We start from the raw sequence: 18,233 nt of genomic DNA on the forward strand, positions 1-18,233 counted from the left end.
TCGGTCACACCGTTCGTGCGGCCCGACGGTACGCGTACACCGCGTAACCGCCGAAGAGTGCCAGCCAGGCGGCCAACACCGCCACCGTCGCCAGACCGGGCGCACCGCCCTCGGTGACGCTCCGGCCGAGCTCCGCGAAGCGGTTGCCGGGCGTCCAGGAGGACAGCGAGCGCAGCCAGCCGGGGAACAGTTCGGCCGGGAACCACAGTCCGCCGATGACCGACAGCAGCAGCATGCAGCCGGTGTTGACCAGGCCGGTGGACTGCGAGGAGAGCCGGTAACCGTTGCCGAGGCCGAGCAGGGTGAAGGGCGCGGTGCCGAGCCACAGCACCGCCGCCAGCGCCACCCACTGCCAGCCGGGCATCCGGACGCCGTTGACCAGCGCGCCCGCCAGCAGTACGGCGGCGAGGGCGGGCAGCACCGTCACCGTGCTGGTCAGCCCGCGGGCCACGACCACTCGTATCGGGCTCAGCGGGGTGATCCGCAACTGCCGCAGCCAGCCCAGCTGTTTGTCCTCGGCGACACCGGTGCCGACGCCGATCGCCGGGCCCAGCGCGCCGTACGCCGCCATCCCGACCATCGAGGCGATCTTCCACTCCATCGGGGCGCCGTCGGGGCCCATGCCGATATTGGTCATCAGCACATACATCAGCACCGGCATCCCGGTGCCGAAGACGACAAAGCTTCTGTCACGCAGGGTGCGACGAACTTCGAGAAGGATGTAGTCGAGCATTACGCGGTCTCCTTCGGGGACGACGGGGAGGAGGGGGAGGAGGGGGAGGCCGACAGGGATGACGGCGCTCCGGTGAGGGCCAGGAAGGCGTCCTCCAGGTCGGCGGGGGCGACCTCCAGGCCCCGTATGAGACCGAGCTCGGCGAGTGCCAGGACCGTCGCATCGGAGTCCGCCGTACGCAGCTGGGCGCGGTCGCTCCGTATCTCCACGGCGCTCACACCGGGCAGTGCTCGCAGCGTCTCGGTCGGCGCGCCTGCGAGGTCGAAGGAGACCAGCGAGCCGCCGGTCCCTCGCTTGATCGCCTCGCCGCTGCCGTCGGCGACCACCCGGCCGCCGTCGATCACCAGGATCCGGTCGGCGTGGTCGTCCGCCTCCTCCAGATAGTGGGTGGAGAACACGATGGTGTTGCCACGGCGGGCATAGGCGCGCATCGAGCGCCAGAAGGCGCGGCGTGCCTCGACATCCAGCGCCACGGTGGGCTCGTCCAGCACCAGCAGCTCGGGGTTCCCGGCCAGCGCCACCGCACAGCGGACCCGCTGGGCCTGTCCGCCGGACAGCCGGTCCACCCGCCGTCCGCCGAACTCGCCCAGGCCCGCCAGCTCCAGGGCCTCGTCGACGTCCATGGGGCGCGGGTACGTGGCGGCGACGAAGGCGACCAGTTCGCGGACGGTGACCCGCGGAATGGGCCGACCGTCCTGAAGCATGGCGCCCACCCGGCCCGCCCGCACCGCGGCCTCCGGCTCCCCGCCGAACAGCCGCACCGTCCCCGAGCTGGGCGGCAGCAGCCCCAGCAGCATGTTGAGAGTGGTGGACTTCCCCGCGCCGTTGCGCCCGAGGAGCGCCACCGTCTCGCCCGCGGCGATCTTCAGGTCCAGACCGCGGACGGCACGCACCGCGCCGTAACTCCGGGTCACCCCCGCGAATTCCACGGCCGCGGCGCCGCCCGCGGACCGCGTCGCGCCGGCCGGCCCGGCCGTCTGCGGCCTTCCCTGTGTCGTGCCCTGTGTCGTGCCCTGCGCCGCGTTGTGCGGCAGGCCCTGCGGCAGGCCCGTCGGGCTGCCGTTGGTGAGGTGTGTCGCCCTGCTCGTCGCCATGTCCGGCCTCCCCGTCGTTTCTTGTCCACGACGTTACGGAGCGTGGCGGCGGGGCGGCAGAGTCGAATGTGGGGGATCGTGCCTGACAAATGTCATGGGTCCGGAGAGGGGGCTTCGGGGGTACCCCGAGGCGAGGTCAGGGGGAACCCCGAGACGGGGCCAGGGGGCACCCTGAGGGGAGTCGGGGGCGGTGGAGGCGGGTGCCAGGGGCACGGACCGGTCGCCCCCGGCCTGACAACGAGTCAGGGGGGTTCCGAGTGCCCGGTGGATCGGCTATACATGGGACGCATCGGCTAGAACGCGTTCTAGAAGTGTGCCGACGGATGTCCCCGGCGGAACGTCACCCGGCCGATCCGGAACGACCCCGGCCCGGCCGACGGTGCGGACGGCCGGGCCGGGGTCTTCGCACTCGCCGCACTCGTCGCATCCGCCGGCCCGTCACACCCGTTACGCCCGTCAGACCCTTCGAGCCCGCCCTACCCGTTCGCACCGTGTCACACCGTGGTGAAGGAGCTACCGCCCCCATGCCCATCGACGCCGCCAAGGCCCTCTCCGCCGCGCCGCGGAGTACCGAACTCGCCTGGGACCACAAGGACATCCAGCTCTACCACCTCGGCATCGGGGCCGGCGCCGCCACACCGGAGAAGCCGCACGCCGCCACCGACCCCGACGAACTGCGCTACACCCTGGAGAGCGCGCTGCACGTCCTGCCCAGCTTCGCCACCGTCGCCGGCGGCGGAATGGCGCTGGCCGGCGGGCTCTCCGCCCCCGGCATCGAGGTCGACCTCGCCGCCGTCCTGCACGGCGGTCAGACGGTCACCGTCCACCGCACCCTCCCCGTGCGCGGCCGCGCCACCCAGACCTCCAGCGTCCCCGCCGTCTACGACAAACAGAAGGCCGCCGTCATCGTGCTGCGCTCCGAAGTAGCTGATGACGACGGCCCGTTGTGGACCTGCGACACCCAGATCTTCGTCCGCGGCGAGGGCGGCTTCGGCGGCGAACGCGGCCCCTCCGCCCGCCTCGAACTGCCCGACCGCGCCCCCGACCGCACCACCGAACGGCTGATCCGCGAGGACCAGGCCCTGCTCTACCGCCTCTCCGGCGACTGGAACCCGTTGCACGCCGACCCCGAATTCGCCAAGCTCGCCGGCTTCGACCGGCCGATCCTGCACGGGCTGTGCTCGTACGGCGTGACGCTCAAGGCCGTGGTCGACACGGTCCTCGGGGGAGATGTCGCGCGGGTGCGCTCGTACACCACCCGCTTCGCGGGCGTGGTCTTCCCCGGCGAGACCCTGCGGATCCGGATGTGGGAGGACGGCGGCCGCACCCAGGTGTCGGTCACGGCGGCCGACCGGGACGATGCGCCGGTCCTGGCGGACACCGTGGTCGAGCACGGCTGAAACAGGGGGACCGGCCAGGCCGCCCCAAAGGCCGGCGGCAGCTGCCCCCTGGGACGGCCACGCCCGCCCCTGGGACGGCCACGCCCGCCCCAGGGCCGGCCCGCCGCCCCGCTACCCGCCCGCAACCCGAGAGGAGCCGCGCCATGCGCGCAGCCGTACAGCACGAGACAGGGCAGGAAAAGCTCGAGGTGCTCGACGATGTGGAGGCGGTGGGGTTCGGGCCCGGCAAGGTCCGGATGCGGGTACGGGCCACCGGGCTGTGCCATTCCGACCTCTCCGCGATGAGCGGGGTGCTGCCGCAGCCCGCGCCCTTCGTCCCCGGGCACGAAGGAGCCGGCGAGATCCTGGATGTCGGCGACGGCGTCACCGGGCTCAGCCCGGGCGACCGCGTCCTGATGTGCTGGCTGCCGGCCTGCGGCAGCTGTCCGTCCTGCAAACGCGGTCAGACCCATCTGTGCCTGGCCGGGTTCATGAACGCCGGCACCCCCAACTTCGCACGCTCCGGGGGCGAGGTCTTCGGCTTCGCCGGGACCGGCACCTTCGCCGAGGAGGTCGTGGTCGCCGCCCACTGCGCGGTCCCGATCCCCGACGACGTCCCGTACGAGATCGCCGCCCTGATCGGCTGCGGGGTCACCACCGGGCTCGGCGCGGCCCTCAACACCGCCGAGGTGGAGGCCGCCTCGTCGGTCGCCGTCATCGGGTGCGGCGGCGTCGGCATCTCCGTCATCCAGGGCGCCAGGGCCTGCGGCGCCGCCCAGATCATCGCCGTCGACCCGGTGGCCGGCCGCCGCGAGGCCGCGCTCCGCTTCGGCGCCACCGAGGCCGTCGCCCCCGGCGAACTCGCCGACGCCAAACAGCGGATCACCGCGGGCGAGGGCTTCGACTACGTCTTCGAGGTCGTCGGCAAGTCCGCCACCGCCCGCACCGCCTACGAGACGACCCGGCGCGGCGGCACCCTGTGCGTGGTCGGGGCGGGTGCACTGGACGACACCTTCCAGGTCAACATGTTCGAGCTGTTCTTCGACGAGAAGCGGATTCTGCCCTCGCTCTACGGGGGCGGGGATGTGCTGCGCTCCTACGAGCGGGCCATCGCCCTGTGGCGGGCCGGCCGGATCGACCTCGAGGGAATGATCACCCATCGCGTCCGGCTCGCCGAGATCAATGACGCGCTCGACCAGATGCGGTCCGGTACGGCGTTGCGCACCTGCATAGAGATCTGACGTGGCCCCCGGCCCCCTGGGGCCGGCCGATCCCGCTCAGGGACCCGCACACCACCTGGCAACTCGCCCCGACAGCACAGGAGAGGACAGCAATGGCACAGCCTCAGCCACAGCCACTGCCACTTGAGGGCCGCAGCGCGATCGTCACCGGTGCCGGGCGCGGTCTGGGGCGCGCCGAGGCCTTCGAACTCGCCCGTCTCGGCGCCGGCGTCGTCGTCAACGACTTCGGGCAGCCGGGCCGGGACGGCACCGGCGACGCCTCTGCCGCGCCCGCCGAGGAGGTGGCCGCCGAGATCCGGGCGGCGGGCGGACGGGCCATCGCCCACCTGGGCGACGTCGCCGACTTCGGGCAGGCCCGGGCGCTGGTCCACCTGGCCGTCGAGAGCTACGGGAAACTGGACATCCTGGTCAACAACGCGGGCATTCTGCGCGACCGGATGGTGTTCTCCATGAGCGAGGACGACTGGGACTCGGTGATCCGCGTCCACCTCAAGGGTCACTTCAACACCACCCACTTCGCCGCGGCCCACTGGCGCGCCCGCTCCAAGCAGTCCGGCGGTCCCGTCTACGGGCGGATCGTCAACACCTCGTCCGAAGCGTTCCTCGCGGGCTCGGCGGGACAGCCCAATTACGCCGCGGCCAAGGGCGGCATCGTGGGCCTGACGACCTCCACGGCGCTGGCGCTGGCCAAGTACGGAGTGACCGCCAACGCCATCTGCCCGCGCGCCCGCACCCGGATGACCGAGGACGTCTTCGCGTCCGTTCCGGCATACCAGGAGGGCGCGGAGCCGGGGGAAGGCGGGCTGGACGCGCTGTCGCCCGAGCATGTTTCGCCGCTCGTCGGCTATCTGGCGTCACCGGCGGCCGCCCAGGTCAACGGGCAACTGCTGGTCGTCCACGGGGGGATGGTCGCCATCGCCGAACGCCCCCGGATCGCCGCCAAGTTCGACACCGCCAAGGACGTCTTCACCTTCGAGGAGCTGGACGGCCTGCTCACGCCGTATTACGCGCAACGGCCGCCGAACGAGACCTTCGGCGCGGCCGAGGTGCTGGGTCTCAAGCACGGATAACGGGCGGCAGTTAACGGACAGCAGTTAACGGAGAGCGGACAGTGGAGGGCGGGTAACGGCCGGCGGCTGACGGGATGCGGGACTGCTGACGGAACGCACTACGGCCGTGGCCGCCGCCCCAGGGAGTCGGGGCGGCGGCCACGGCCGTACTGGTCCGGGTGGCGGAAAATCGCCGCTCCGGAACCGGGCGCGTCAGGCGCCCTGGGTCTGCCTCACCCGGCGATGCCGGCCGTGCACATCGGCCTGCACGTCCTCCGTGGCCGCCGGGCCACGGTGCCTGCCGGAGCTTGCCGCCTCGGCAGCCTGGGCGGACGCCCCCTGGTAGCGCGCCTCGGTCGTGTCGGTTCGGGCTTCGGACATGAAAAGAGTCACTCCGTCAGATCGCTTACTGCTGTACGCGTCGGGACCTCCCCCAGCAACCGCCGGGGCTGCTGCCCCCAAGCGGAACTGTCGGTGGCCGGGTCAACCGGCTGCGTAGCCCCCGTCGGAATTCTAACTTGGCGGGAAATGGCGCTCCACTGGGCCTCCTGGGTCGAGAGAGGCGCCTGCTGGAGGGGAACTGGCCTGTGCATAAGGGGATGTGCGGCGCGGCGCGACGGTTCCGTACGGGTGTCCGGAAGTTGTGCAGATGCTGTGGAGCGGTTGTCGGCATCCCCTGCATCCGGGACAATCCCGCCCTTGCTCCCCGGCGCCGTGCCGGCCGCGTCGGTGGCGTCCCCCGTGCCCCCGATGCCCCTCGCGCCTCCCCTGTCCACGATGTCCGTCACATCGGTCAGGCTGGCCACGCCCGTCGCGGTCACCCTGTCCACCACAACAGCCACCTCCGCCCCGGTCACCCCGCCGCCCGCGCCCGCCCCGCCGGGCGCCTCCGCCCCCAGTGGCACCGCCATCCGTGCCACCCCGCACGGCATCGTCTCCGTAGCGCACGGCAGCAGCAGTTCGCCGGACGCCGTCCACAGACCGGCGCCTTTCAGCCATCCCTCGGGTGCCGGGAACCGGCGCAACCGGCGTTCCGACGGCCGCCATACGCCCAGCCGCGTCCCGTCCGCCGTATCGATCCGCAGGGCCACCGCGCAGCTCTCCGGTGTCAGCATCTGGCCCGGCTGTGCGGCGAACGGCGTGGCGAAACCGTCCGCCGGACGCAGGCATTCGGGGAAGCGCACCGGCAGGCTGCTGCCGAGGACGCCCCAGCCCAGCCGGTCGTGCCCGGGGGCGTCCGAGCGGAGCAGCAGCAGTCCGCTGTCCGGATCGGCCAGCAGCAGACGGTCGTTGCTCTCCTCGGTGATCTGGAGCAGCGGACTGGCCTCGCCGCCCCGCTCCAGGTCGAGCACCACGGTCTTCGTCCGGCCGCCCAGCTCCCGGTCCAGGGCCAGCAGCCGGCCGTCGCGATCCAGCCAGACGCCGCCCGTGCAGCGCCCCGGCACCTCGGTGACCCGCTCGGGGCCGCGCCTGCCGCCGTGCACCCGCCACAGCGCGGTGCCGCGCTCGCCGACCGCCAGGGCGTAGGCCAGCACACCGCCCGGGGCGGGCGGCAGCAGGGTCAGCTCCCGCGCTTCCACGGCGCCCAGCAGGAGTTCGCCCGTTCCCGGACCCGTCGGATACAGCAGGGAGAGCGCGAAGCGGTCGGCGACGCGGCGCAGGATCAGCACCCGGCCGTCGGCGAGCGGCAGCAGCTCGCTGTCCGGCTCCTCGGGCTGACTTCCGGCCAGCGGCACGGCATACGGCTCGGGGCCGCTCAGCGTCCAGCGCTCCGGAAACCGGCTCCCGGCGGCGTCGTCGTGACGGGCGAGCCGGGCGGCGTACGAGCCGTCGGCGGCGATGGTCAGGGCCGGGCGGTGCGGGCTGCCGAGCGCCGTGGCACCCTCGGGGGCACAGATCGTCATCGAGTGGTCACCTCCAGTCAGGAAGGGACGGTAGTTTTCGCACTTCCGGCCGATCAACGAGAGTTGCCGCACTTCACGCATAAGAGTGTCAGTTGTCCGGTTCGTCGGTCATGCGAGGGGCGGATGTGCTGCGCGGGGCCGGTCGCGGAGCCTGGGGGCGGACGGCCGCGCGGTGTCAGAGGCGGGAGGTAATCTTCCACCCGTGCCCGTACTGTCTGAAGTCCTCACCGCGCTCGACGCCCTCTGGCCCCCCGAGCGGGCCGAAGGGTGGGACGCCGTCGGCACGGTCTGCGGTGACCCCGACGCCGAGGTCCGCCGCGTGCTGTTCGCCGTGGACCCGGTCCAGGAGATCGCCGAGGAGGCGGTGCGGCTGGGCGCCGATCTGCTCGTCACCCACCATCCGCTCTATCTGCGCGGGACGACGACGGTCGCGGCCTCGACGTTCAAGGGCAAGGTCGTGCACACGCTGATCAAGCACGACATCGCCCTGCACGTCGCGCACACCAACGCCGACACCGCCGACCCCGGCGTCTCCGACGCCCTGGCCGGCGCGCTGGACCTGCGCATCCTCGGCCCGCTGGTGGCCGATGCGACCGATCCGGCCGGCCGTCGCGGCCTGGGCCGGATCTGCGAGCTGCCGCGCCCGATGACGCTGACCGGGTTCGCCTCCTACGCAGCCGCCCGTCTGCCCGCCACCGCGCAGGGCATCCGGGCGGCCGGCGACCCGGACCGCGAGATCCGTACGGTCGCCGTCTCCGGCGGCTCCGGCGACAGCCTCTTCGGCGACGTACGGGCTGCCGGTGTGGACGCGTTCCTCACCGCCGACCTGCGCCACCACCCGGCCTCCGAGGCCGTGCAGCACCTCCAGCCCGACGGGCAGACCCCGCCGGTCCTGCTCGACGCCGCCCACTGGGCCACCGAATGGCCCTGGTGCGAACAGGCCGCCGCCCAGCTGGACGCGGTCTCCGACCGGCACGGCTGGGGCCTGCGCACCCACGTTTCCCGTACGGTCACCGACCCGTGGACCGCCCACGCGGCGTCTGCCCAGCTCACCAGCCCCCCTGAAACTACGCACACCCCAGGAGCCCCCCGCTGAACGCCGCGCCCGCCGACCAGATCCGCCTCCTCGACGTCCAGGCCCTGGACGTGAGGCTCACCCAGCTCGCGCACCGGCGCAAGAACCTCCCCGAGCTCGCCGAGCTGGCGGCCCTGGAGGCCGACCTCACCCAGCAGCGCGACCTGCTGGTCGCCGCGCAGACCGAGGAGTCCGACACCAGCCGCGAGCAGACCAAGGCCGAACAGGACGTGGACCAGGTGCGCCAGCGCGCCGCCCGCGACCAGAAGCGCCTCGACTCCGGTGCCGTCACCTCCCCCAAGGACCTGGAGAACCTCCAGCACGAGCTGACCTCGCTCGCCAAGCGGCAGGGCGACCTCGAGGACGTCGTCCTGGAGGTCATGGAGCGCCGCGAGACCGCCCAGGAGCGGGTCGCCGAGCTCACCGAGCGGGTCGGCGCGATCCAGGCCAAGGTCGACGACGCCGCCGCGCGCCGCGACGCCGCCCACGCCGAGATCGACGCCGAGACCGCCACCGTCACCAAGGAGCGCGAGCTGACCGTCGCCGACCTCCCGGCCGATCTGGTCAAGCTCTACGACCGCATCCGCACCAAGGAGGGCGGCGTCGGCGCGGCCCGCCTCTACCAGCGCCGCTGCGAGGGCTGCCGCCTGGAGCTGAACATCACCGAGATCAACGACGTCCGCGCGGCCGCCGCCGACCGCGTCCTGCGCTGCGAGAACTGCACCCGCATCCTGGTCCGTACGCCCGACTCGGGCCTGTAGGCCATGGCGCGGACGTTCCTCGTCGAGGCGGACGGCGGGTCCCGGGGCAACCCGGGGCCGGCCGGCTACGGCGCCGTCGTCCTCGACCCGGCGAGCGGTGAGGCGCTGGCGGAGGCCGCCGAGTACATCGGCACCGCCACCAACAACGTCGCCGAGTACAAGGGCCTGCTCGCCGGGCTGCGCGCCGCCAAAGCCCTCGACCCCGAGGCCACCGTCCGCGTCCGGATGGACTCCAAGCTGGTCGTCGAGCAGATGTCGGGCCGCTGGAAGATCAAGCACCCGGACATGAAGCCGCTGGCCGCCGAGGCCGCGGCGGTCTTCCCGCCCGGGCAGGTCAGCTACGAGTGGATCCCCCGCGAGAAGAACAAACACGCCGACCGGCTCGCCAACGAGGCGATGGACGCGGGCAAGCAGGGCCGGCAGTGGGAGCCCGGCGCCTCGACGGCGGCACTGGACGCCGGTGCCGGGGCGCCCGCCCGCAGCGCCGCCGCCCGCGCCGCCGACGAGGCCGCCGAGGCGGCGGAGGCCGCCCCGGTGACCCGCGGCTGGGGCGCGCCCGATCTGGGCGCGCCCGCCACCTTCGTGCTGCTGCGCCACGGCGAGACCGCGCTGACCCCCCAGAAGCGCTTCTCCGGCAGCGGCGGCAGCGATCCCGAGCTCTCCGCCGCCGGCCGCCGCCAGGCCGAGGCCACCGCCGCCGCGCTGGCCGCCCGCGGCACGATCCAGGCCGTCGTCAGCTCACCGCTGCGGCGCTGCCGGGAGACGGCCGGTGCCGTCGCCGCGCGGCTCGGTCTGGAGGTCCGTATCGAAGAGGGCCTGCGCGAGACCGACTTCGGCGCCTGGGAGGGGCTGACCTTCGCCGAGGTCCGCGAACGCTTCCCCGACGACCTCGACGCCTGGCTCGCCTCCGCCAAGGCGGCGCCCACCGGCGGCGGCGAATCCTTCGCCACCGTCGCCCGCCGGATCGCCGTCACCCGCGACAAGCTGATCGCCCGTCACACGGGCAGGACAGTCCTCCTGGTCACCCATGTCACCCCCATCAAAACCCTGGTCCGGCTGGCGCTGGGCGCCCCGCCCGAGTCGCTGTTCCGGATGGAGCTGTCCGCGGCGTCGCTGTCGGCGGTGGCGTACTACGCGGACGGAAACGCCTCGGTGCGGCTGCTGAACGAGACCGCACATCTGCGCTGAGCGGCCCGCGGCGACGAAGCCGTACTGCCCGCCGGCCAAAGGAAGTTGACGGGACGTCATCGCATTCCCTCCGGGATGCTCCGGCCGTCAGCCGCGCAGCCTCGCCGCCTCCCGTGCCAGGCGCTCGATCCGTGGCCAGTCCTTCGCGGCCAGCGCATCGGGCGGGAGCATCCATGTGCCGCCGACGCAGCCCACGTTGGGCAGGGCCAGATACGCGGGGGCCGTGGCCGGGGTGATGCCGCCGGTGGGGCAGAAGCGGGCCCGGGGGAGCGGGGCGGCCAGGGAGCGCAGATGGGACGTCCCGCCCGCGGTCTCGGCCGGGAAGAACTTCAGCTCGGTCAGGCCCTCGTCCAGCAGGGTCACCACCTCCGACGCCGTCGAGACGCCCGGCAGGAACGGCACCCCGGAGTCCTTCATCGCGCCCAGCAGCCGCGGCGACCACCCGGGACTGACCAGAAAGCGGGAACCGGCCGCCCGGGCCGCGTCCACCTGGTCGGCGCTGAGGACGGTGCCCGCGCCGACCACCGCGTCCGGGACCTCTCCGTCGATCGCCCGGACGGCCTCCAGGGCGGCGGGCGTGCGCAGGGTGACCTCGATCGCCGGCAGCCCGCCCGCGACCAGGGCGCGGGCGAGCGGTACGGCGTCGGCGGCGTCGTCCAGGACGACGACCGGGATGACGGGGGCGAGGGAGAGGACCGAGAAGGCGGCGCTGGTCACGCCGCCCATGGTGCGCCAGGTTTCTCACCGAGTGCAACGGGCATTGCACATGCTGCAACTACCGCCCGTGCTAAAGCTCCGTCACGATCACATCGAGCCCCCACGCCTTGCCGCCCTTCGCCGACGCCTCGGCCTCCACCGCGTAACCGAGCTCCCGCAGCGCCGCCACCAGCTCCGCCGGGTCCTTCGGCCGCAGCCCGGCGGTCAGCAGATCGCGGACCAGCCGCCCCTTGGTCGCCTTGTTGAAGTGGCTGACCACCGACCGCTTCTCCACCCCGTCCACGATCTTCGACTGGAGCACCCGCACCGTGGCGGTCCGCCCGGCGACCTCGCCCTTGGGCTTCCACGCCGTCGCATACGCCGCCGAACGCAGGTCGAGCACCAGGCCCTCCCCGGCCGCCGCGGGCAGCACCTCGGCCATCGGCGCCCGCCAGTACGCGCCCAGCGCCCCCAGTGCGGGCAGCTTCACCCCCATCGAGCAGCGGTACGACGGAATCCGGTCACCGATCCGTACGGCGCCCCACAGCCCCGAGAACACCAGCAGCGACTCCTCGGCCAGCCGCCGCGCCCGCGCGTCCAGGGAAGCCAGCCCGAGGGCGTCGTAGAGCACCCCCGTGTAGATCTCCCCGGCCGGGCGTGTGCCGGCCGTGCGCAGTCCGGCGTTCTTGGCGATCTCGCCCTTGAGGCCCTGGCTGAGGCCGAGGACCTCCTGCGCCTTGGTCTCGTCCGCCGCGCACAGCCCGACGAGCTCCTCCAGCACCGCCTCGCGCACCGCGTTCAGCCCCGGGAGCGAGAGCGAGCCCAGGTCCAGCGTCGGCCCCGTTTCCCCCGCGGCCTTCCCCTCGGACGGCGGCAACAGCACGAGCACGGTGTTCTCCTTCATGGCGGTACGGGCGGGGGTGCGGCCCCGGGAAAGCGTAGGGCCTGCGCGGCGGCGGGCCGTAACAGGGGAGCGGCGGGGCGGACGCCGCGCGGCCCCCGGGCCGGACGGTCACACCGCGGCACCGGCGCCGGGTGCGCTGGGCCGGACGGTCGCACCGCGCCACCGGCGCCTGGAGCGCTGGGCCGGACGATCACACCGCGCCACCGGCGCCTGGAGCGCTGGGCTGGACGATCACACCGCGCCACCGGCGCCGGCCCGCCATACGCTCGGTGGTATGCCCCGTCGCCATATGCACGTGACCGACGCCGCCGAGGCCCCGCTGCGTGCCGCGCTGCATGAGCTGCGCGGGCATCTGGAGATTCCGGACCACTTCCCGCCCACGGCCCAGGCCGAGGCGGAGAGCGCCGCCCGGGCCCCGCGCATCCCGGCCGCCGACGGGGCGGTGGTGACCGAGCACACCCTGGAGGACGCCACCGACCTCCCCCTCTTCACCATCGACCCGCCCGGTGCCCTCGATCTCGACCAGGCGATGTTCCTCTCCCGGCGGCGCGGCTGGGGGCCGCCCACGGCGCGCACCGGGGGAGGCTTCCGCGTCCACTACGCCATCGCCGATGTGGCCTCCTTCGTCACCCCGGGCGGCGCCCTTGACGCCGAGGCGCACCACCGCGTCACCACCCTCTACTTCCCCGACGAACGCATCCCGCTGCACCCGCCCGACCTCAGCGAGGGCGCCGCCAGCCTGCTGCCCGACCAGGACCGCCCGGCCGTCCTGTGGCAGCTCGACCTCGACGCCGACGCCGCGCTGACCGGCATCTCCGTACGCCGCGCCCTGGTCCGTTCCCGTGCCCGGCTCGACTACGCGGGCGTCCAGCGCGTCCTCGACGACGAGACGGCCGAGGAACCGCTCGCCCTGCTCCGCGAGATCGGCCGGCTGCGCGAGGAGCGGGAGGCCGCCCGGGGCGCGATCTCCCTCCATGTCCCCGAGCAGGAGATCGTCGAGCGCGACGGCCGCTACACCCTGGAATACCGCGCGCCGCTCCCCGCCTACGGCTGGAACGCGCAGATCTCCCTGCTCACCGGCATGGCCGCGGCCGAGCTGATGCTCGCCTCCGGGACCGGCATCCTGCGCACCCTGCCTCCCCCGAGCTCTCCACCTCTCCCCCACTCTCAACTGCGTTCGAGCGGGGGGACCCCCATGCGCAGCGAGGGACCCCCACCCCGCGACGGCTCCGTGGCCCGGCTGCGGCGGACCGCGCAGGCGCTGGGCATCGACTGGCCGCACCACACCTCGTACGCCGCCCTGCTGCGCTCGCTCGACCCGCGCCGCGACACCGACGCCGCCTTCCTCCAGGAGTGCACCACCCTGCTGCGCGGCGCCGGCTACACCGTCTTCGACGGCACCCCGCCCGACGCCTCCGCCGCGCAGCACGCCGCCATCGCCGCCCCGTATGCGCATGCCACCGCGCCGCTGCGGCGGCTGGTCGACCGCTACTCCTCCGAGCTGTGCCTGGCCGCCTCGGCGGGCGCCGCACCGGCCGAATGGGTGCGCGGCGCGCTGGCCGCCCTGCCGCACGAGATGGAGACCGGCACCCAGCGCGCCAACCAGGTCGAGCGGGCCTGCGTCGACCTGGTGGGGGCGGCGCTGCTGCGCGACCGGGTGGGCGAGACCTTCGACGCCCTGGTCGTCGAGACCCAGGAGGACGACCCCACCCGGGGCACCGTCCAGCTCCACGACCCCGCCGTCATCGGCCCCGTCGAAACCGCCCCCGACGGCCCGGCCCTCTCCCTCGGCCACCGCCTCCGCGTCCGCCTCGCCGCCGCCGACCCGGGCCGCGAACCGGTCCGGTTCATCCCTGCCTGACCACCATGGACTCCCCGGCCGCGGCCCGTACGGCCGCCACCGCGCCCCGCGCGTCATCGGCATGGAACCGCACCGTATGCACCACTTCCCGCCGCCCCAACAGCCGTACGGCAACGACCGGTTCGGCCAGCTCGACGGTCACGGAGGTCTGCCCGCACACCGCCATGGCCAGCACCCCACCCGCCCCCTTGCCGTCCGTGTCGTCCTTGGTGAACCGCAGGTCGTGCCCTACGGAGGCGATCCGCTCAAGCGGTATCCGTATCTCCGTCCGGGCGCCGTCCCGCAACAGCAGGCTCTCCGCCCCGAGCACATGCGGCCGGGTGACCGCCGCCGCCTGGAGCCCCAGCATCATCAGCACCGTGTAGACGTCGAGGACCAGCATCACGGCATGCGGCACCGGACGGTCCGCGAGCAGCACGCCGACCGCGACGGTCTCCACCACGCACACGAACGCCAGCCCGTAGATGTTCGCCGCCTGCCCCGCCGCGTACGGCAGGGGACGTTCGTCCGCCGCCACCCCGATCCGCCGCCGCGCCACCCACCACACCAGGCCGGCCAGCCACCGGGCCTCGTAGCCGGCCAGCCGGCGCAGCGCGCCGCCCCGGCTCACCGTGCACGCTCCGCGACCAGCCGGAGTGCCCCGCGTACGGCCGCGGCCTGGGCGGGCGCGAAGTGGGCGTAGTACGCCGCCAGGAAGCCGCCGTCCGCCTCCGCGCCCGCCGCGGCCGCCCGCTCCCAGTGCTGCCCGCTGAGCCCGGCCACCACCGCGTCCGGAATGCACGCGGCGAGCGCCCGCGCGGCCTGCGCCACCCGCGGATCGTCCGGCGCGGCCGATGCCAGCGCATCCAGCAGCCCGTACACCTCATACGCCCGTGCCATCGCCTCCGGCGTCCCCGAGGCCTGCCCGAGCAGATCCGCCACTCTGCTGCCCGAATCCCCGCCGTCCACCGACTCCAGCAGCGCCAGCACCTCCCGCTCCGTCGCCGCCGTCGCGGGCTCCGGACCGGGCCGCGCGGCCGCCGTCCGGGCCATCTCCCCGAACAGCGCCGCCAGTTCGTCCGACACCGGCCCCTCCGCGGGCAGCCCGCCGTGCTCCTCCGCCTGCCGCCGCAGCGCCGCCAGCCGGGCCCGCCGCGCCCGGATCTCCTCCTCCTGACGGGCCAGGTCCGCGTCCAGCTCGGCCAGCACCTCGTGCAGCTCGCGCCCGGAGTCGTCGGCGAGGACGTCCCCCACCTCCTCCAGCCCGAGGCCCAGCTCCGCCAGCCGGCGCAGCCGGGCGAGCGCGACCGCGTCGCGCAGCCCGTACGCGCGGTAGCCATTGGCGCGGCGCTCGGGCTCGGGCAGCAGCCCGAGGTGGTGGTAGTGGCGGATGGCGCGGGTGCTGACGCCGACCAGATCTGCGAGTTCTCCGATCCTCATGCGGCCAGTAGAAACGTTGCCGCTGCGGCAAGGTCAAGCGTCCGCGGCGCGCCAGGTAGCATGGTCGGCACGGCGGACGAGCCGGCCGGACGGCCGCGTGGGGACCTCACGGTTCCCCCGAGGAAAGTCCGGGCTCCACAGGGCAGGGTGGTGGGTAACGCCCACCCGGGGTGACCCGCGGGACAGTGCCACAGAAAACAGACCGCCGGGGCCGAAAGGCCGCGGTAAGGGTGAAACGGTGGTGTAAGAGACCACCAGCCTCCGAGGTGACTCGGAGGGCTAGGTAAACCCCACCCGGAGCAAGGTCAAGAGGAGCCGTCGAGAGACGGCTCTGCGCGGACGATCGAGGGCTGCCCGCCCGAGTCCGCGGGTAGACCGCACGAGGCTGCCGGCAACGGCAGTCCTAGATGGATGGCCGTCTCCCCTCGGCCCGCAAGGACCGGGGGTGACAGAACCCGGCTCATAGGCCGACTCGTCCGCCGCCCGATCCTTCGGGGCCCCGGCGCCCCGGGGCCCGGCTTGTGGTGATCATGCTTCGCCGCAGTCGTGCGGCCAGTACCCTCCTCCCGACAGTAATCGCATGTGTGTACGGGGCGGGGGCGGGGCGGCGGTGCTCAAGCACTACTACCGGCTGGTCTATTGGAAGCGGCGGATCGGCTGGGCACTGGGATGGCGGGGTGCCGGCCAAGGTGCGGGCCTGCGCGGCCATCCCCGGGGGCGCGGACGCGGCGCGCGGCGGATCGGCCGGTTCGCCTCCCGCGCCTGGCCGTTTGTGATGTTCGGGCTGCTGGTGGCGGTGGTGGTCGCGCTGTCGGCGCTCCTCGCGTCCGCGCAGGACCCGTTCGGCATGGGGGAGTTGGGCGTGCGGCAGCCGTCCGGGTGGGTGGCGCAGCGGTAGGGACCGGGCCCGGTCCCTACCGGCTCCGTGGGGGCGGTCAGCCGCCCTCGATCCCCGTAGCCGTCCCGCTGACGTGCACCCGTGCGTCTCCCTCCCGCAGCTCCACCGACAGGAGGCCCGGTCGTCCCATGTCCTCGCCCTGGTGGAGCGTCAGCTCGGCCGAGGGGGCGACGAGGCCCAGTTCCCTCGCGTACGCGCCGAAGGCGGCCGCCGCGGCGCCCGTTGCCGGGTCCTCCACGACGCCGCCGACCGGGAACGGGTCGCGGACGTGGAAGACCGACGCGGACTCGCGCCAGACCAGTTGGAGGGTGGTCAGGTCCAGGCGGCGCATCAGGGCGGCCAGGCGGTCGAAGTCGTAGGCGAGGTCGGCGAGGCGGGCGCGGGTGGCGGCGGCGAGAACCAGGTGGTTGTTGCCGGCGAAGGCGATACGGGGCGGGAGGGCCGGGTCCAGGTCGGCGGCGGGCCAGCCGAGGGCGGCCAGGGCCTCGGTGAGGTCGGCGTCGGTGACGGCCGTGACATGGGGCGCGACGCTGGTGAGGGTGGCCGTGAGGGTGCCGTCCTGCTCCCGTACGGTGACCGGGACCGGGCCGGCCTGGGTGGCGAAGAGCAGGTCGCCGGGGCCGATCCGCTCGGCGAGGGCGACGGCGGTGGCGACCGTCGCATGGCCGCAGAACGCCACCTCGGCGAGCGGGCTGAAGAAGCGGATGGTGAAGGCGCGGCCCGCCGTGCCGCCCAGGTCCGCGGGCGGCGGGGTGAGGAAGGCCGTCTCCGAATAGCCCAGTTCCGCAGCGATGGCGAGCTGCGCGGCATCGTCCAGGCCGCCGGCGTCGAGGACGACACCGGCCGGGTTGCCGCCCTCGGGGTCGGCCGAGAAGGCGGTGTAGCGCAGGGCTTCGGGTGCGGTACGGGCCGCGGTAGGGGCGGTGTCCTGCGCGGTGTCGTTGAGGTTCATGATCGGGGAACGCGGCGCTCCGGGGGGCTATTCCCGTACGTGGGGGAGGGCTCCGCGTGGGCCGGTCAGCGGTTCAACCCCGCCCGATATATGGCATGTTGGTCGCCATCACCGTCGCGAACTGCACATTCGCCTCCAGCGGCAGCGAGGCCATGTGCCGCACCGTGCGGGCGACGTCGGCCGCGTCCATCACCGGCTCGACCGCCGTTTGCCCGTTGGCCTGGAGGATGCCGGTCTGCATCCGGCCGGTCATCTCGGTGGCGGCGTTGCCGATGTCGATCTGGCCGCAGGCGATCCGGTACGGACGGCCGTCCAGGGAAAGGGACCTGGTCAGCCCCGTGACCGCGTGCTTGGTGGCGGTGTAGGCGATCGAGTGCGGGCGCGGCACATGGGCGGAGATGGAGCCGTTGTTGATGATCCGGCCGCCCTGCGGATCCTGTTCCTTCATGGCGCGGAAGGCGGCCTGGGCGCAGAGGAAGGCGCCGGTGAGGTTGACGTCGACGACCGCGCGCCAGTCCTCGTACGACAGCTCCTCCAGGGGGCCGGGCCTGCCGAACGTGCCCGCGTTGTTGAACAGCAGGTCCAGCCGGCCGAAGCGGTCGCGGACGGCGCCGAAGAGGGCGTCGACGTCGTCGGGGCGGGTGACGTCGGTGGGCACCGGGACGACGGCGGGGCGCTCGGTGCCGACCTGGGCGAACCGGTCCGCGGTGGCGTCGAGGGTTTCCCGGCGGCGTCCGGCCAGGACGACATGCCAGCCGGCGGCGATCAGCTCCTGGGCGACCGCCCGGCCGATGCCGGAGCCCGCGCCGGTGACCACGGCCACCTTGCCGTTGGCCGGTGCGGTCGCCTCCCGGTCCGCCTCGTCCGTCCCGTGGGCCGCGCTCTCGTTCTGTGCCATGGCGGCAGGGTAGACGGCGGACGTGGGGCGGGGCGGGGCCGTCTCAGCCGTCGGCCGGGGAGCCTCCGTGGGCACATGGCGGGGAGCCTCCGTAGAGGCACCTGGGACGTCCGACGTAGGACCGGGCGTAGGACCAATGGCGGGCCGGAATTCCGGCCGGGCGGCGTCGTGCGCGTGCCAG

At 73.7% G+C, this 18,233-nt stretch carries 18 protein-coding genes and 1 other RNA gene; 9 read left to right on the forward strand and 10 right to left on the reverse strand.

The annotated features are described in order from the left end of the window. Nucleotides 1-4 precede the first annotated feature (4 nt). Complete coding sequence (locus SNA_RS08115; protein ID WP_044363970.1) at nt 5-733, reverse strand: ABC transporter permease; 729 nt, start codon at nt 731-733, stop codon at nt 5-7. Continuing rightward, nucleotides 733-1,662 carry an ABC transporter ATP-binding protein gene (locus SNA_RS08120; protein WP_037793058.1) on the reverse strand — a complete coding sequence of 310 codons (930 nt, stop codon included), beginning with the start codon at nt 1,660-1,662 and terminating at the stop codon, nt 733-735. Before SNA_RS08120 ends, SNA_RS08115 begins: the two co-directional genes overlap by 1 nt. A 689-nt stretch (nt 1,663-2,351) precedes the next feature. Between SNA_RS08120 and SNA_RS08125 the strand changes: the two genes are divergently transcribed. The 3 genes from SNA_RS08125 (at nt 2,352) to SNA_RS08135 (ending at nt 5,517) form a co-directional block, all read left to right on the forward strand. After that, a complete protein-coding gene (locus SNA_RS08125) occupies nt 2,352-3,227 on the forward strand; it encodes a MaoC/PaaZ C-terminal domain-containing protein (RefSeq protein WP_044363973.1) in 876 nt (291 codons plus the stop codon). 143 nt (nt 3,228-3,370) lie between these two features. Then, nucleotides 3,371-4,447, forward strand: a complete 1,077-nt coding sequence (locus SNA_RS08130) for a Zn-dependent alcohol dehydrogenase (protein WP_030070560.1) — start codon at nt 3,371-3,373, stop codon at nt 4,445-4,447. A gap of 92 nt (nt 4,448-4,539) precedes the next feature. Beyond that, a complete protein-coding gene (locus SNA_RS08135; protein ID WP_044363974.1) occupies nt 4,540-5,517 on the forward strand; it encodes a 3-oxoacyl-ACP reductase in 978 nt (325 codons plus the stop codon). A 192-nt stretch (nt 5,518-5,709) separates the two neighbouring features. Here the strand turns inward: SNA_RS08135 and SNA_RS43120 are convergent, their stop codons facing one another. Then, a complete protein-coding gene (locus SNA_RS43120) occupies nt 5,710-5,877 on the reverse strand; it encodes a hypothetical protein (RefSeq protein ID WP_198534997.1) in 168 nt (55 codons plus the stop codon). Nucleotides 5,878-5,885: 8 nt separating this feature from the next. Further along, the gene (locus SNA_RS08140) at nt 5,886-7,400 is read right to left on the reverse strand and encodes a hypothetical protein (protein WP_030070557.1); all 1,515 of its coding nucleotides are present in this window, start codon (nt 7,398-7,400) and stop codon (nt 5,886-5,888) included. Between the two features lie 202 nt (nt 7,401-7,602). On the opposite strand from SNA_RS08140, the gene SNA_RS08145 reads away from it, so the two are divergent. Genes SNA_RS08145 through SNA_RS08155 form a run of 3 tightly spaced genes read left to right on the forward strand, consistent with a single transcriptional unit; the run spans nt 7,603 to nt 10,424 of the window. Continuing rightward, entirely contained in the window at nt 7,603-8,496 is an 894-nt protein-coding gene (locus tag SNA_RS08145) for a Nif3-like dinuclear metal center hexameric protein (protein WP_030070556.1), read from the forward strand. Next, nucleotides 8,493-9,236: a zinc ribbon domain-containing protein gene (locus SNA_RS08150; protein ID WP_030070555.1), complete on the forward strand. Its 744-nt coding sequence runs from the start codon at nt 8,493-8,495 to the stop codon at nt 9,234-9,236. The genes SNA_RS08145 and SNA_RS08150 overlap by 4 nt, the downstream gene beginning before the upstream one ends. Before the next feature lie 3 nt (nt 9,237-9,239). Next, nucleotides 9,240-10,424 (forward strand): bifunctional RNase H/acid phosphatase, encoded by a 1,185-nt coding sequence (locus tag SNA_RS08155; protein ID WP_044363976.1) that lies wholly within the window; start codon nt 9,240-9,242, stop codon nt 10,422-10,424. A gap of 87 nt (nt 10,425-10,511) precedes the next feature. Here the strand turns inward: SNA_RS08155 and eda are convergent, their stop codons facing one another. Continuing rightward, complete coding sequence (gene eda, locus SNA_RS08160) at nt 10,512-11,150, reverse strand: bifunctional 4-hydroxy-2-oxoglutarate aldolase/2-dehydro-3-deoxy-phosphogluconate aldolase (RefSeq protein ID WP_030070551.1); 639 nt, start codon at nt 11,148-11,150, stop codon at nt 10,512-10,514. 61 nt (nt 11,151-11,211) lie between these two features. Continuing rightward, the gene (yaaA, locus tag SNA_RS08165) at nt 11,212-12,009 is read right to left on the reverse strand and encodes a peroxide stress protein YaaA (protein WP_030070550.1); all 798 of its coding nucleotides are present in this window, start codon (nt 12,007-12,009) and stop codon (nt 11,212-11,214) included. 289 nt (nt 12,010-12,298) lie between these two features. Here yaaA and SNA_RS08170 point away from each other — a divergent pair, with 289 nt between their 5' ends. Next, the gene (locus SNA_RS08170; protein WP_044363978.1) at nt 12,299-13,885 is read left to right on the forward strand and encodes an RNB domain-containing ribonuclease; all 1,587 of its coding nucleotides are present in this window, start codon (nt 12,299-12,301) and stop codon (nt 13,883-13,885) included. Here SNA_RS08170 and SNA_RS08175 read toward each other — a convergent pair. Continuing rightward, the gene (locus SNA_RS08175; protein ID WP_044363980.1) at nt 13,872-14,495 is read right to left on the reverse strand and encodes a hypothetical protein; all 624 of its coding nucleotides are present in this window, start codon (nt 14,493-14,495) and stop codon (nt 13,872-13,874) included. The two genes, SNA_RS08170 and SNA_RS08175, sit on opposite strands and share 14 nt — an antisense overlap. After that, nucleotides 14,492-15,304 carry a MerR family transcriptional regulator gene (locus SNA_RS08180; protein WP_030070546.1) on the reverse strand — a complete coding sequence of 271 codons (813 nt, stop codon included), beginning with the start codon at nt 15,302-15,304 and terminating at the stop codon, nt 14,492-14,494. Before SNA_RS08180 ends, SNA_RS08175 begins: the two co-directional genes overlap by 4 nt. A 77-nt stretch (nt 15,305-15,381) precedes the next feature. On the opposite strand from SNA_RS08180, the gene rnpB reads away from it, so the two are divergent. Then, nucleotides 15,382-15,783, forward strand: an RNA gene (gene rnpB / locus SNA_RS38205) — RNase P RNA component class A. A 101-nt stretch (nt 15,784-15,884) separates the two neighbouring features. Next, nucleotides 15,885-16,202, forward strand: coding sequence for a hypothetical protein (locus tag SNA_RS08185; protein ID WP_157879869.1), 318 nt, complete (start codon nt 15,885-15,887; stop codon nt 16,200-16,202). Nucleotides 16,203-16,239: 37 nt separating this feature from the next. Here SNA_RS08185 and SNA_RS08190 read toward each other — a convergent pair whose 3' ends face one another. Both SNA_RS08190 and SNA_RS08195 read right to left on the reverse strand, forming a co-directional pair. After that, on the reverse strand, nt 16,240-17,154 hold the full coding sequence (locus SNA_RS08190) for a PhzF family phenazine biosynthesis protein (protein ID WP_044363982.1): 915 nt from the start codon (nt 17,152-17,154) through the stop codon (nt 16,240-16,242). A 73-nt stretch (nt 17,155-17,227) separates the two neighbouring features. Continuing rightward, a complete protein-coding gene (locus SNA_RS08195; RefSeq protein WP_037793045.1) occupies nt 17,228-18,052 on the reverse strand; it encodes an SDR family oxidoreductase in 825 nt (274 codons plus the stop codon). Nucleotides 18,053-18,233 lie beyond the last annotated feature (181 nt).

The organism is Streptomyces natalensis ATCC 27448 (assembly GCF_000935125.1).
Taxonomy (GTDB): domain Bacteria; phylum Actinomycetota; class Actinomycetes; order Streptomycetales; family Streptomycetaceae; genus Streptomyces; species Streptomyces natalensis.

Bases quoted from the DNA above. Each gene is read 5' to 3' on its own strand.
- SNA_RS08115 (WP_044363970.1), bottom strand. From the start codon at position 733: ATGCTCGACTACATCCTTCTCGAAGTTCGTCGCACCCTGCGTGACAGA.
- SNA_RS08125 (WP_044363973.1), top strand. From the start codon at position 2,352: ATGCCCATCGACGCCGCCAAGGCCCTCTCCGCCGCGCCGCGGAGTACC.
- SNA_RS08130 (WP_030070560.1), top strand. From the start codon at position 3,371: ATGCGCGCAGCCGTACAGCACGAGACAGGGCAGGAAAAGCTCGAGGTG.
- SNA_RS08135 (WP_044363974.1), top strand. From the start codon at position 4,540: ATGGCACAGCCTCAGCCACAGCCACTGCCACTTGAGGGCCGCAGCGCG.
- SNA_RS43120 (WP_198534997.1), bottom strand. From the start codon at position 5,877: ATGTCCGAAGCCCGAACCGACACGACCGAGGCGCGCTACCAGGGGGCG.
- SNA_RS08140 (WP_030070557.1), bottom strand. From the start codon at position 7,400: ATGACGATCTGTGCCCCCGAGGGTGCCACGGCGCTCGGCAGCCCGCAC.
- SNA_RS08155 (WP_044363976.1), top strand. From the start codon at position 9,240: ATGGCGCGGACGTTCCTCGTCGAGGCGGACGGCGGGTCCCGGGGCAAC.
- eda (WP_030070551.1), bottom strand. From the start codon at position 11,150: ATGGGCGGCGTGACCAGCGCCGCCTTCTCGGTCCTCTCCCTCGCCCCC.
- SNA_RS08170 (WP_044363978.1), top strand. From the start codon at position 12,299: ATGCCCCGTCGCCATATGCACGTGACCGACGCCGCCGAGGCCCCGCTG.
- SNA_RS08180 (WP_030070546.1), bottom strand. From the start codon at position 15,304: ATGAGGATCGGAGAACTCGCAGATCTGGTCGGCGTCAGCACCCGCGCC.
- SNA_RS08185 (WP_157879869.1), top strand. From the start codon at position 15,885: ATGTGTGTACGGGGCGGGGGCGGGGCGGCGGTGCTCAAGCACTACTAC.
- SNA_RS08190 (WP_044363982.1), bottom strand. From the start codon at position 17,154: ATGAACCTCAACGACACCGCGCAGGACACCGCCCCTACCGCGGCCCGT.
- SNA_RS08195 (WP_037793045.1), bottom strand. From the start codon at position 18,052: ATGGCACAGAACGAGAGCGCGGCCCACGGGACGGACGAGGCGGACCGG.